Source organism: Rhizobium sp. SAFR-030 (assembly GCF_059415005.1).
Genome location: NZ_JBPFDO010000001.1, coordinates 198,682 through 211,034 on the forward strand (window position 1 = coordinate 198,682; position 12,353 = coordinate 211,034).

At 64.6% G+C, this 12,353-nt stretch carries 12 protein-coding genes; 5 read left to right on the forward strand and 7 right to left on the reverse strand.

The features are described from left to right. Positions 1-22 precede the first annotated feature (22 nt). Both ACR65N_RS01015 and ACR65N_RS01020 read left to right on the forward strand, forming a co-directional pair. Positions 23-301 carry a BrnT family toxin gene (locus ACR65N_RS01015; RefSeq protein ID WP_440455416.1) on the forward strand — a complete coding sequence of 93 codons (279 nt, stop codon included), beginning with the start codon at positions 23-25 and terminating at the stop codon, positions 299-301. Next, complete coding sequence (locus ACR65N_RS01020; protein WP_440455417.1) at positions 282-623, forward strand: helix-turn-helix domain-containing protein; 342 nt, start codon at positions 282-284, stop codon at positions 621-623. Before ACR65N_RS01015 ends, ACR65N_RS01020 begins: the two co-directional genes overlap by 20 nt. Positions 624-690: 67 nt before the next feature. On the opposite strand, the gene ACR65N_RS01025 is transcribed toward ACR65N_RS01020, so the two are convergent. The 4 genes from ACR65N_RS01025 to ACR65N_RS01040 form a co-directional block, all read right to left on the reverse strand. Then, the gene (locus ACR65N_RS01025; protein ID WP_440455418.1) at positions 691-1,503 is read right to left on the reverse strand and encodes an SDR family oxidoreductase; all 813 of its coding nucleotides are present in this window, start codon (positions 1,501-1,503) and stop codon (positions 691-693) included. A 1,350-nt stretch (positions 1,504-2,853) separates the two neighbouring features. After that, the gene (locus ACR65N_RS01030) at positions 2,854-3,492 is read right to left on the reverse strand and encodes an outer membrane protein (protein ID WP_440455419.1); all 639 of its coding nucleotides are present in this window, start codon (positions 3,490-3,492) and stop codon (positions 2,854-2,856) included. A 246-nt stretch (positions 3,493-3,738) separates the two neighbouring features. Beyond that, entirely contained in the window at positions 3,739-4,167 is a 429-nt protein-coding gene (locus tag ACR65N_RS01035) for a c-type cytochrome (protein WP_440455420.1), read from the reverse strand. A gap of 135 nt (positions 4,168-4,302) precedes the next feature. Further along, the gene (locus ACR65N_RS01040) at positions 4,303-4,992 is read right to left on the reverse strand and encodes a superoxide dismutase (RefSeq protein ID WP_440455421.1); all 690 of its coding nucleotides are present in this window, start codon (positions 4,990-4,992) and stop codon (positions 4,303-4,305) included. Positions 4,993-5,261: 269 nt separating this feature from the next. Between ACR65N_RS01040 and ACR65N_RS01045 the strand changes: the two genes are divergently transcribed. Continuing rightward, positions 5,262-6,350: an acyltransferase family protein gene (locus ACR65N_RS01045; protein ID WP_440455422.1), complete on the forward strand. Its 1,089-nt coding sequence runs from the start codon at positions 5,262-5,264 to the stop codon at positions 6,348-6,350. A gap of 266 nt (positions 6,351-6,616) precedes the next feature. Continuing rightward, positions 6,617-6,937, forward strand: coding sequence for a DUF1883 domain-containing protein (locus ACR65N_RS01050; RefSeq protein WP_440455423.1), 321 nt, complete (start codon positions 6,617-6,619; stop codon positions 6,935-6,937). Here ACR65N_RS01050 and ACR65N_RS01055 read toward each other — a convergent pair whose 3' ends face one another. Next, complete coding sequence (locus tag ACR65N_RS01055; RefSeq protein ID WP_440455424.1) at positions 6,938-8,254, reverse strand: replication-associated recombination protein A; 1,317 nt, start codon at positions 8,252-8,254, stop codon at positions 6,938-6,940. It lies immediately after the preceding gene. Next, positions 8,251-9,651 carry a DegQ family serine endoprotease gene (locus ACR65N_RS01060; RefSeq protein WP_430307987.1) on the reverse strand — a complete coding sequence of 467 codons (1,401 nt, stop codon included), beginning with the start codon at positions 9,649-9,651 and terminating at the stop codon, positions 8,251-8,253. The genes ACR65N_RS01055 and ACR65N_RS01060 overlap by 4 nt, the downstream gene beginning before the upstream one ends. 288 nt (positions 9,652-9,939) lie before the next feature. On the opposite strand from ACR65N_RS01060, the gene ACR65N_RS01065 reads away from it, so the two are divergent. Further along, positions 9,940-10,305, forward strand: coding sequence for a lysozyme inhibitor LprI family protein (locus tag ACR65N_RS01065; RefSeq protein ID WP_440455425.1), 366 nt, complete (start codon positions 9,940-9,942; stop codon positions 10,303-10,305). 76 nt (positions 10,306-10,381) lie between these two features. On the opposite strand, the gene ilvD is transcribed toward ACR65N_RS01065, so the two are convergent. After that, entirely contained in the window at positions 10,382-12,217 is a 1,836-nt protein-coding gene (gene ilvD, locus ACR65N_RS01070; protein ID WP_440455426.1) for a dihydroxy-acid dehydratase, read from the reverse strand. Positions 12,218-12,353 lie beyond the last annotated feature (136 nt).

Genomic DNA, 12,353 nt, shown 5'->3' on the forward strand with positions numbered 1-12,353 from the left:
TACTGGGACCCTATATAAGCTCATGCTATCTTTCGAGTGGGATGATGCAAAAGCGACCAGCAATCTCGCCAAACACCGGGTGAGCTTCCTAGCCGCCTGTGACGTTTTCAACGATCCATTCGCTGTCGATAGCGAAGCACGCTCGATGGAGTACAGAGAGCTTCGGCGTAGGATCATTGGCCTTGGCAACGGGATCTTCCTCACGGTAATCTACACCGAGCGCGGCGAGGTAATTCGTCTCATCTCTGCGCGAAAATCGACGCGGGCGGAACGACGGGAGTATGACGATGCCAACACGTAAATCTCAGATATCCGATTGGGCGCGTGTCGACGCCATGACCGATGAGGAAGCGGAGGCCAATGCGCTCGCCGATCCCGACAATCCGCCGATGACGCAGGAACAGTTGCGGGCAGCGCCTCGCATGCCGCAGGTAAAGGTCATCCGCCGGGCGTTCGGCCTGACGCAGGAAGAGTTTTCCGCCCGCTATCAGATCCCGCTGGGTACGCTGCGCGATTGGGAACAGGGCCGCTCCGTGCCAGACCAGACGGCACGCGCTTATCTGAAGGTCATCGCCCGACATCCTGAAAGCACGGCGCAAGCGCTCGCCAAGGGCGTGGCGTGATCGCCGGCGCCTGAGCCAGTTCCCCCCTTGCCCTGCCGGGCCACCGGCACCGAGCAACCAGAAACCCTCACCCCTCCAGCCTATCCGCCGGCACCGGCGCGTCGTCGTAGCCACCATAGACGGACTGGTCGAAGGGGATGACGGCGCCGGTCATCATGCCGCTTTCGTCGGACGCCATCCACAGCACGGTGCGCGCCACCTCTTTCGGATCGAGGATGCGGCCGAAGGGTTTTTCCGCAGCCTTGCGATCGATAAAATCGGGATCGCCGGTCTCCGACAGGATCAGCTGGCGCTCGTGGTCGGAATTCATCCAGCCGATGTCCAGCTGGTTGACGTGGATGCGGTGGCGCATCAGCGCGAAGGCTGTATTGCAGGTGACGGTGGCAAGCGCCCCCTTGGAGGCCGAATAGGGCGCCAGAAACGGCTGCCCGGCAAGGCTCGACATCGAGCCGATATTGACAATCCGCCCCTCTATGCCATGGCGGATCATCAGCCTCACCGCATCCTGGATGAGAAAGAACGGCGCGCGGGTGTTGACGGCGAACATCCGGTCGAACAGCTCGGGCGTGGTGTTGAGGATATTGCCGCGATCGGTGAGGCCTGCCGCATTGACGAGGATATCGACGCGGCCGAACAGGCGTTCGGCTGCCGGGATGATGCTGCGCACCGCCTCGATATCGGCGAGATCGGCGGCGACGCATTCGACCCGCACGCCGGTCGCCTCGGTGATGCGGGCCGCTACTGCCCGGCCCTTCTCCAGGTCACGCCCGACGATCACGATGCCGCCGGCACCGGCTTGCGCAAACTGCAGGGCGATGGCGGCGCCCAGTCCCTGGCTGCCGCCGGTGACGACGGCGATCTTTTGCTCGATCCTGCTCATGGGTCTCCTCCCCTCGATGATCCTGCCCTTCGCCATCGTTAAAGAAGGACGTATCGGTTGCATAGCCGGTAGCCATCTGCCTCAGAGATGTGCGTGCGGGCACGACAAGCCTAGTTGCCGGGTTGCGTCGCGACAACGGCTGCGCTTCTCGTCACCCTCTCGTCTGGCAGAGCCCGCACTACAACCTCCGTCATCCTCGGGCCTGTCCCGAGGATCCGCGACCGCAGATACTGGAAAGGTCGGTGTCGTCCGTGGGAGCGAAATCCGTGGGCGTCGAAGGCAGAGCGATCGGCAGTAGATCCTCGGGACAGGCCCGAGGATGACGGCTCAGGGCAGGATGCCAGTCCACGGGCGACGGTGAGCAGTGTTCTTCGACCACAGGATGACGGGTCAGAGAGCGAGAGCTGCTCCGAACTCCCACGTCCCCTTGAGGCGGGGCCATTGCGGTGATGCGTCCGCTGATGGCGTGATGCTGGCGAACGCACTGGATAGCGTCAGAGATGCGCGGGCAGGCGCGTCAAGCCAAGGTGCCGGGTTGCGTCGCGACAACGGCTGCGCGTCTCCTCAACCGCTCGTCTGGCACAGCCCGCACCACACACTCCGTCATCCTCGGGCCTGTCCCGAGGATCCGCGACCGCAGATACGGGAAAGGTCGGTGTCGCCGGTGGGGGCGATTCCGTGGGCGTCGAAGAAAGAACGATCGGCAGTAGATCCTCGGGACAGGCCCGAGGATGACGGCTCGGGGCAGGATCCAAGTCCACGGGCGACGGTGAACAGTGTTCTTCGACCACAGGATGACGGGTCAGAGAGCGAGAGCTGCTCCGAACTCCCACGTCCCCTTGAGGAGGCGGCCGATGCGCGCCGGCGGGTAGGCTGGGTGATGCGTCCGCTGATGGCGTGATGCTGGCGAACGCACTGGATAGCGTCAGAGATGCGCATGCGTGCCCGGTAGCCCGAGTTGCCGGGCTGGGTTGCGACAACGGCTGCGCGTCTCGTCACCCGCTCGTCTGGCACAGCCCGCACCACACACTCCGTCATCCTCGGGCCTGTCCCGAGGATCCGCGACCGCAGATACGGGAAAGGCCGGTGTCGCCGATGGGGGGCGAATCCGTGGGCGTGAAGGCAGAGCGATCGGCAGCAGATCCTCGGGACAGGCCCGAGGATGACGGCTCAGGGCGGAAGTGCCCACTGCCCACTGCCCACTGCCCACTGCCTACTGCCTATTGCCTACTGCCTACTGCCTACTACCGAGCGGTGGCACGTGCCGCACAGCATGAAGCGCAACAAGCCCCCACCCCGGTTCACGGGGAGAGGGCTCGTCTCTAAGACCGGGGACTGGAGGCCCGGCGACTAGAACTTGTAGTTCAGGCCGGCCTTGACCGAGTGGTCGTGCAGGTCCTTTTCCGAGGCGATGCCGTTGGAGAAGCTGCGGACCTCGTTGGTGGCCGTGTAGTTGTACTCGACGCGCGCCGAAATGTTGCCGGTCAGCTTATGCTCGACGCCGGCGCCGACCAGGAAGCCGGGCTTCCAGCCATCCGGGCCGGATACGCCGTCATTGTCGCGGAAGTTGGTCATGGCGAGACCGGCCGTGCCGTAGACGAGCGTCTGGCCGAGAGGTGCGCCGGCCTTGACCTTGGCGGCCAGGCGGTGACGTTCCTTCAGCTCGCCGCCGTTCACCTTGATTTCGGTGTCGCCCATGTAGGACGCTTCGACTTCGCCGCCGAGGATGGCGCCGCCGACATCGGCATTGTAGCCGGCATGGGCACCGGCCGCGACGCCCTTGCCGCTGGCAAACGGGTTGAACTTCGGCGAGGCAAGCCCGCCGTGCACGCCGACATAGGCGCCGTTCCAATCGGACGAGGCGGCAGCCGGCTCGTTATAGGTGGGGGCCTCGTAAGCGGAGGTCAGGTCTGCTGCGCCGGCAGCAGTCGCCAGCAGGGGCGCAGCGGAAAGGGTGGCAATCGCCAGGGCAAAGCGCTTCATGGTCATGTCTCAAACTCCATACACAGCCTGCATGCGGCGATGCGCAGGCGATACATCCGGCTTCCACACCACGGGAGCGATCATGCGGCCCGGCCCGGACCCCTCATCGCACGAGCAACCCCCGCACCATCTGCCATTCATTTTCATGAATCCGTAAACACTCGATTAACCGAATGTGGCAGAGCCTGCCTTGTTTTGTCTCGAGTGCTTGCCGCCTGTAATCGACGGTGGAGGGGCCGCGACCGCGACAGATCACGGGTTGTTCCTGAGGTAGGCGATGACGTCGTCGATGCTCGACTGGGTCCAGAAGCCGAAGAAGCGCATCTTGGTGCCCGGCACCTTGCTCGACGGGCTGGACAGGAATTCGGACAGCGCCTGCTCGTCCCAGACCAGCCCCTTCTCGCCCGCATCGGCCAACGCCGGCGAATAGGCATAGTCCGGCAGGCTGGCGGCCGGGCGACCCAACACGCCCTTCAGATGTGGGCCGAAGCCGTTGCTGGCGCTCGCCACCGCATGACAGGAAGCGCAGGAGGACTGGAAGGTCCGACGCCCGGCCTCCGGATCGGCGGCGAGCCCTTGGGCAGGAAGGCAGAAGGCGGCGACCAGCATGCCGGCGGCAACAAGCCCTGCCGCACGGGCGGCGCAGCGGGATTGATACATCGACAAGAGAGGGGAATACATGGCCGGCACTTCTAGGCCGCATCGGCCCGCGGCGCAATCGCCGGTATCAGCCGGACGATCTGCGATAGCGCGCAACGCAAGCGAAAACCGGCGCCGTGCGCCGGTCACCATGAACCTCGGTGCATGCCGATGCGGTCAGACGGCCATCCGGTCGGCGACGACACGCCAGTTGACCAGCTTGTCGAGCACGGCGCGGATGTGTTCCGGCTTGCGGTTCTCGTAGTCGAGGTAATAGGCATGCTCCCAGATGTCGATGCCGAGATAGGCGGGGCGGCCGACGGCGACCGGGTTGTTGCCATCCTCGTAGCCGATCAGCGCCAGCTGGTTGTCGTCATTGCGGGTCAGCCACACCCAGCCGGTGCCGAACACCTCGTCGGAGACCGACACGACCCGATCGACGAAGCCGTCATAGCCGCCGAAGGTTTCGCCGATCATCGCGCCGAGCTCGCCTTCCGGCCGGTTCGGTCCGCCGGGCACGAACTGGTCCCAGTAGGCGACGTGGTTCCAGGGCTGCGCGGCGTTGTTGAAGATCTTCGCATCCGCCTCGGACTTGGCCGACGCCGTGACGATGCCGGCCAGATCCATGTCGGCATACCGGGTGCCGGCGGCCAGCTGGTTCAGCTTGTCGAAATAGGCCTTGTGGTGCTTGCCGTAGTGCAGACCGACGGTGCGGGCGGAAATGCTCGGCGCCAGCGCGTCGTCGCCAAACGGCAGCTTGGGCTGGGCGATCGGCAGCGCGGCGCGGGCAATGTGCGGGCTGGCGAAAGTGGCGGCAGCGGCGGTGACGGTGGTTGCGGCAAGCAGAGTGCGGCGGGTGAGTTGCATCGGTTCCTCCAAGATTGTCCCCGGCAGCTCCCGGGCAACGTCCGAAGCGGGAACAACCCGGCCGGCGGTGGATGGTTTCGTCAAGTCTGCGTCAGCAGCGCGTGAAGTGTGGATGCCGGATCACAAGCGCGGCAGAATTGGCGGAGACACCTCGACAAGTGCGGCGGCTGCGCCATTCTTGTCGCCGGGCTTGTTCCGGCCTCGCCTCACCTCGCCTGCCTGATGATCCTACCGTGCGCCCCTCCTTGCCTCTGTCACCGAAAGCCCCGATGAGCCCGACCAACCGATCCAAGCCGCAGCGCTTCGTGCTCCTCGACGGACTGCGCGGCATCGCCGCCGTGTTCATCATCCAGCGGCATACCGAGGAACTGCTGGGCGATGCGCTACCCTCGAGCTATCTCGGCGTCGACCTGTTCTTCGGGCTGAGCGGCTTCGTGCTGGCGCATGCCTACGGGCAGATCCTGCGTGAGGGAGCCATGACGCCGGTCGCCTTCATGAAGGCCAGGCTGCTGCGGCTCTATCCGCTCTACGCCCTGGCACTGGCTCTGGTCATCGCCTACTACGCCTACAGCCTTGCAATCGGCCGGCCGGTGTTCTTCGGCCAGTACGTGATCGGCCATGAACTGGCGATCGGCATCGTCACCGGGCTGCTGTTCCTCCCCTCGCCGGTCACCATATCCTTCAATGCCGCCCTGTTCCTCGTGCATCCGGCCTGGTCGCTGTTCAACGAGCTGGTCGCCAACCTCGCCTATGCCTGGAAGGGCGCGCGGGCGTCGCTGCGGCAGATCCTCGTCGTCATCGCCATCAGCCTGATTGGCCTGGCGATTGCCGCCATCCAGTTCGACCGGCTGCATGCCGGGTTCCGGTGGCACGAAATGTATGCGGGCATGGCGCGGGTGTTCTTCTCGTTCTTCGTCGGCGTGCTGATCTACCGGTTTCGCCGCACGCCGATGACGGTCCGTCCCGTCGCGGCAATTGCCTGCCTGCTGGTGGTGGCGGCGGTGCTGGCCTTTCCTACACCGAAGCCGATGAAGGCGCCCTTCGATCTGGTGGTGGTGGTGCTTGTCTGGCCAGCACTCCTCTATGCGGCGAGCAGCATCGTTCCGGGCCCGCGCATCGCGGCGATCGTAAGCTTCCTCGGCACCGCCTCCTATGCGGTCTACGTGCTGCACGTGCCGCTTCTCGACTGGGCACTGGTGGTGTGGCCGTCGATGACCGAGCCCGCCATCGCTCCTTACGCAGGTGTCGCGTTCATCACCGCCACGGTGCTGATCAGCTGGCTGCTGACCGTCGGGCTCGACCAGCCGCTGCAGCGCCGGTTGCGGCGGCGACGGACGCGGCAGGCGACGGCGTTCTAGACTTGTCTGTGGGAGAGTGCGATCCGCAGAAAAGGAGAGGCCCTCTACCGCAGGGGAGACGGTAGAGGGCCAAGCTTGACTGGAGATCATTTACGTTTTGTTGTGCGGCGATTGCAGGGGAACATCGCCTTTTATCGCGGGAGGAAGGAAAGCTCTTTCCCTCTTCGCTTCGCCTAAATAACGAGCGACCTGCCGCTTGGTTCCACATTTCGTTAAGAAGGTTGCCGTACGGTCTCCTGTCGCCAATCCTGTCCATGGAGCAACGCATGTCGGTACCGCTCTTCCGATTCACGCATTACGACCTCAAGGAACTGCGCGCCGGAACCACGATCGAGGTGACGCTGTCGGCCGTCAACAATGTGCGGCTGATGACGGCCGGGAATTTCAAGCGGTTCACCGAGAAGCTGGACTTCAAGTATGTCGGTGGCGTCGCCAAGAAGTCGCCGGTGAAGATCGTCATCCCGGAAAACGGCCACTGGCATCTGCTCGTCGATGCCGAGGGGCACCACGGGCTGGCCGAATCCTCGGTCAAGATGGTGACGGCGGCCGGCGTTTCTTCGGCACCCCGGCAGCAGAAGGCGTCCTAATCAGCTTCCGCCGCGCTCGCGCCGCAGCTTCGACCACCAGTCCAGCCGCTTCCTGATATCGCGCTCGAAGCCGCGTTCCGGGGGATCGTAGAAGGTCTGCCGCCCGAGCTTTTCCGGAAAATAGTCCTGGCCCGAAAAGGCATCAGGCTCGTCGTGATCGTAGCGGTAGCCGTCGCCGTACCCCTCGCCCTTCATCAGCTTGGTCGGCGCGTTGAGGATGTGTTTCGGCGGCAGCAGCGAACCATGCTCCTTGGCCGCCCGCGTCGCCGCCTTGAAGGCCATGTAGACGGCGTTTGATTTCGGCGCGGTCGCCAGGTAGACGCAGGCCTGCGCCAGCGCCAGCTCACCCTCCGGCGAGCCGAGATAGTCATAGGCATCCTTGGCGGCGTTGCAGACGACCAACGCCTGCGGATCGGCAAGCCCGATATCCTCGACCGCCATGCGCACCAGCCGCCGCCCCAGGTAAAGCGGATCCTCGCCGGCATCGAACATCCGCGCCAGATAGTAGAGTGCAGCATCCGGATCGGAGCCGCGCACCGATTTATGCAGCGCCGAGATCAGATTGTAGTGGCCGTCCTGCGCCTTGTCATAGACCGGCGCGCGACGCTGGACGATCTGCGTCAGTCCCTCGCCTTCGAAGATCTCCCCCTCGCGGGCCGCACGCCAAACCTCCTCGGCAAGCGTCAGCACGGCGCGTCCGTCTCCATCCGCCATGCGGATCAGCATGGCCCGTGCGTCCTCGGTCAACGGGAGTGGCTTCTCCTCCACCTGTTCGGCACGTTGGAGCAGTTCAGTGAGGCTTTCCTCGTCATGCGACCGGAACGTCAGGACGCGGGCGCGCGACAGGAGAGCGGCATTGAGCTCGAAACTGGGGTTTTCGGTCGTGGCACCGACGAGGATGACGGTGCCGTCTTCCATCACCGGCAGAAAGCTGTCCTGCTGGGCGCGGTTGAACCGGTGGATCTCGTCGACGAACAGCAGGGTCTGCCTCCCGTCCATGCGCCGCAGACGCGCGGTCTCGAACACCTTTTTCAGGTCCGCCACACCGGAGAAGATCGCCGAGATCTGCTCGAAGGCCAGACCCGCCTCACCCGACAGCAGCCGCGCAACGGTCGTCTTTCCGGTCCCCGGCGGTCCCCAGAAGATCATCGAGCCCAGCGAGTCTGAACCGATCATCCGGCGCAGCACGCCGTCCTCTCCGGTCAGGTGCGGCTGGCCAGTGACCTCGGACAAGGATGTCGGGCGCAGACGATCGGCAAGCGGCCGCCGATTGGTGACCGCTTCCGGGATCCGTGGCGCGAAGAGGTCCTCGCTCATCGGAAGAACTGGCGGATCCGCTTGCCGCCACGCTCGATCTCGACGCGCCAGACGCCGGGGTTCTCTTCCACCAGAGCCTCCAGTCCCTTGGTCGAGGGAACGGGATCGCCATTGACGGAAATCAGGATGTCACCCGCCTGGAAACCGAGACGTGCCGCTGGCGAGTTGCGCACCACTTCGGTGACGACAACACCGGTCTTGTCGGTCGTCAGCCGCAGCTCGGTTGCAAGGCGCGGCGACAGGTTGGCGACGCGCACGCCGGCAAACGGGTTGCGGCCGTCGATCAGGCGCTCGTCACGCGGCACCGTCTCCGGAGCGGAGCTCAGCGTCATCTGGATCTCGCGGCTGCTGCCGTTCTGCTGGGCCGTCAGCGTGACGGTCTGGCCAAGGCCGGCCGTGGTCAGGCGGTACCACAGCGCATCGGGATGCTCGACCGGAATGCCGTTCACCGCGCTGATGACTTCTCCCGGCTTCAGGCCCGACTTGTCGATCGGCCCGCCCTCGACGACGCTGACGATCAGCGCGCCCCGGGCCGTCTTCAGGCCGAGCGCTTCGGCGACTTCGGACGTCACCGGCTGGAAGGTAGCACCGACATAGGGACGCTCGAACGACTGCTTGCCCTCTTCGGCAGCAGCGAGGAACACCTTCACCAGGTTGGCGGGAATGGCAAAGCCGATGCCGTTAGAGCCGCCGCCGCGCGAAAAGATTGCCGTATTGATGCCGATCAGCTCGCCCTTCATGTTCATCAGCGCGCCGCCGGAATTGCCCGGATTGATCGACGCATCGGTCTGGATGAAGAAGCCCACATCGCCATCGCTCACCTGATTGCGGGCGAGCGCCGAGACGATGCCGCTGGTGACCGTCTGGCCGACGCCGAAGGGATTGCCGATGGCGAGCACCAGATCACCCACCTCGACGGCATCGGAGTTGGCGAGCCCGAGAACCGGGAATTCTTCCTTGGCCTTGATCTTCAAGACGGCGAGGTCGACGCTCTCATCCTTCAGCAGGACCTCGCACGGAAACTCGCGGCCGTCCGGCAGGGCGATCTTGATGTCGTCCGCGCCCTGGACGACGTGGTTGTTGGTGACCACCAGGCCGTTGTGGGACAAGATGACGCCGGAGCCGAGCGACGACTGCTTTTCCGAGCGGTTCGGCATGCGCTGGCCGAAGAACTGCTCGAAGAAGGGGTCGCCGGCAAACGGGTTCTGACGCTGCACGACGCGCTCGGCATAGACGTTGACGACGGCGCCGGCGGTCTGCTTGACCAGCGGCGCAAACGACAGCTGCATCTCGGTGCGGCTCTCCGGCAGCACCTTGTCCTGCGCGGCGGCCTGGAGCGGCAGCAGCATCGTCAACGCCAGGAGAGTGATCGAGGCGCTTTTCGGCATGCTCGGCATGTGATTCCTCATTGATTGCACGTCATGAACTTGTAGCGCCGCATGCGGGAAAGGATAGCCGCCATCCCAGCGAGGATGACGGAGGGCAACGACGCCAGCATGCAGCAGTCGTTGAACAGATAGGGCCGATCGCCCCGCCTGCCAAGCGACCCCTCGCCTATCCCCGGCAATCCTCCGCGCGCCGCCGGGCCTTCGAGACAGTGGCACCATCCTAGCTTCGCCCCCGACATTGCCCGGTCATGGAACCAAACGCTTCCAGCCCCGTAGTCGGGGTTCACGGAGATCGACATGATGACCACGCGCCTTTACACCAGCCTCCTTCTCGCAAGCCTGGCCCTCGGGGCTACCGGCTTTGCCACCCGACCGGCTGATGCTGCCAGCTTCGACTGCAAGAAAAGCGACCTTGCCGCCGACGAGAAGGCGATCTGCGAGGATCTTTCGCTGAACGACCTGGACGTCAAGATGGTGACCACCTTCGATCTGCTGGCCGGCCTGATGCCGATGGGCAACCGCGATGTCCTGCGTGAGGATCAATTGGCCTGGCTGAAGACGCGGCAGGCCTGCGACGCCGATGCGAGCTGCATCCGCACCGCCTACGAGACGCGCATGAAGGAGCTTGAGGAAGCCTACAAGGGCCTGATCAAGCCGCTCTGATTTCTCCGCCACAAACGAGGCAACCCGCCGTGATGAGCGACGGGTTGCTTCATTTCTCGCTATGCAGCTTGCGCCCTTACTCCGGCAGGATCCGCACCGCGCCCTTGTCGGCGCTGGAGGCGAAGGCTGCATAGGCCTTGAGAGCGGTCGTCACGTTGCGCTTGCGCGGTGCCGCCGGCTTCCAGCCAAGCTTGTCCTGTTCGGCACGACGCGATGCCAGTTCCGCGTCCGAAACCGCCAGATGGATCGTCCGGTTGGGAATGTCGATCTCGATCAGATCGTCCTCGCGCACCAGCCCGATCATGCCGCCCTGTGCCGCTTCCGGCGAGGCATGGCCGATCGACAGGCCGGATGTGCCGCCGGAGAAGCGGCCGTCGGTCACCAGCGCACAGGCCTTGCCGAGACCCTTCGACTTCAGATAGCTCGTCGGATAGAGCATTTCCTGCATGCCAGGACCGCCCTTCGGGCCTTCGTAGCGGATAACCACGACATCTCCCGCCTTGACCTCGTTGTTGAGGATCGCCTTCACCGAGGCGTCCTGGCTCTCGAAGACGCGCGCCGGGCCGGAAAACTTCAGGATCGATTCGTCGACGCCGGCGGTCTTCACGATGCAGCCGTCGAGCGCGATGTTGCCGTAGAGAACCGCAAGGCCGCCATCCTTTGAGAACGGCTTCTCGACCGAGCGGATGACGCCGTTTTCGCTGTCGGTGTCCAGCTCGTCCCAGCGGGACGACTGCGAAAAGGCGACCTGCGTCGGCACGCCCCCGGGGGCTGCCTTGAAGAAGGTCCGCACACTTTCCGAATTGGTGCGGGTGATGTCCCAGCGGTTGATGGCGTCGCCCAGCGTTGCCTCGTGCACGGTCTTGCACTCGGTGTTGAGCAATCCGCCGCGTTCGAGTTCGCCGAGGATGCGCATGATGCCGCCGGCGCGGTGGACGTCTTCCATGTGCACGTCCTGCTTGGCGGGCGCGACCTTGGAGAGGCACGGCACGCGGCGCGACAGCTGGTCGATGTCGTCCATGGTGAAGTCGACGCCGCCCTCATAGGCGGCCGCCAGGATGTGCAGCACCGTATTCGTCGAGCCGCCCATGGCGATGTCGAGCGTCATGGCGTTCTCGAAGGCTTGCTTGGTGGCGATCGAGCGCGGCAGGACGCCCTCGTCTTCCTGCTCGTAATAGCGGCGGGCGAGATCGACGATCAGGTGGCCGGCCTCGACGAACAGGCGCTTGCGATCCCCATGGGTCGCCAGCGTCGAGCCGTTGCCCGGCAGCGACAGGCCAAGTGCTTCCGTGAGGCAGTTCATCGAGTTGGCGGTGAACATGCCCGAGCAGGAGCCGCAGGTGGGACAGGCGGACCGCTCGATGACGGAGACGTCCTCATCGGAAATCCGGTCGTCGGCCGCCGCCACCATCGCATCGACGAGATCGAGGGCCACCGTCTTGCCATGCATGACGACCTTGCCGGCTTCCATCGGGCCGCCGGAGACGAAAACCGCCGGAATGTTGAGACGCATCGCGGCATTCAGCATGCCGGGCGTGATCTTGTCGCAGTTGGAGATGCAGACCATGGCATCGGCGCAATGGGCATTGACCATGTACTCGACCGAGTCGGCGATGATCTCGCGCGACGGCAGCGAATAGAGCATGCCGTCATGACCCATGGCGATGCCGTCGTCGACGGCAATGGTGTTGAATTCCTTGGCGACGCCGCCGGCCGCCTCGATCTCGCGGGCCACCAGCTGGCCGAGATCCTTGAGGTGCACATGGCCGGGTACGAACTGCGTGAAGGAATTGACGACGGCGATGATCGGCTTGCCGAAATCGCTGTCCTTCATTCCGGTCGCACGCCAGAGACCGCGGGCACCCGCCATGTTGCGGCCGTGGGTCGTCGTTCTGGAACGGTAAGCGGGCATGGTGTCATCCTCGGTATGATAGCGGGACTGCCTCCATATCGGCGCGACAGGGACTGTCCGGTTTGGCCGCAGTCCTACTCCAAACGCCGAAAACTGTCACTATCAGCAGAGGCCAAAGCGGTACGGTTGCGCGACG

What these genes read in the sequence shown, in the direction of transcription:
- ACR65N_RS01015 (WP_440455416.1), top strand. Translation starts at nt 23, where the DNA reads ATGCTATCTTTCGAGTGGGATGATGCAAAAGCGACCAGCAATCTCGCC.
- ACR65N_RS01020 (WP_440455417.1), top strand. Translation starts at nt 282, where the DNA reads ATGACGATGCCAACACGTAAATCTCAGATATCCGATTGGGCGCGTGTC.
- ACR65N_RS01025 (WP_440455418.1), bottom strand. Translation starts at nt 1,503, where the DNA reads ATGAGCAGGATCGAGCAAAAGATCGCCGTCGTCACCGGCGGCAGCCAG.
- ACR65N_RS01030 (WP_440455419.1), bottom strand. Translation starts at nt 3,492, where the DNA reads ATGACCATGAAGCGCTTTGCCCTGGCGATTGCCACCCTTTCCGCTGCG.
- ACR65N_RS01035 (WP_440455420.1), bottom strand. Translation starts at nt 4,167, where the DNA reads ATGTATTCCCCTCTCTTGTCGATGTATCAATCCCGCTGCGCCGCCCGT.
- ACR65N_RS01040 (WP_440455421.1), bottom strand. Translation starts at nt 4,992, where the DNA reads ATGCAACTCACCCGCCGCACTCTGCTTGCCGCAACCACCGTCACCGCC.
- ACR65N_RS01045 (WP_440455422.1), top strand. Translation starts at nt 5,262, where the DNA reads ATGAGCCCGACCAACCGATCCAAGCCGCAGCGCTTCGTGCTCCTCGAC.
- ACR65N_RS01050 (WP_440455423.1), top strand. Translation starts at nt 6,617, where the DNA reads ATGTCGGTACCGCTCTTCCGATTCACGCATTACGACCTCAAGGAACTG.
- ACR65N_RS01055 (WP_440455424.1), bottom strand. Translation starts at nt 8,254, where the DNA reads ATGAGCGAGGACCTCTTCGCGCCACGGATCCCGGAAGCGGTCACCAAT.
- ACR65N_RS01060 (WP_430307987.1), bottom strand. Translation starts at nt 9,651, where the DNA reads ATGCCGAGCATGCCGAAAAGCGCCTCGATCACTCTCCTGGCGTTGACG.
- ACR65N_RS01065 (WP_440455425.1), top strand. Translation starts at nt 9,940, where the DNA reads ATGATGACCACGCGCCTTTACACCAGCCTCCTTCTCGCAAGCCTGGCC.
- ilvD (WP_440455426.1), bottom strand. Translation starts at nt 12,217, where the DNA reads ATGCCCGCTTACCGTTCCAGAACGACGACCCACGGCCGCAACATGGCG.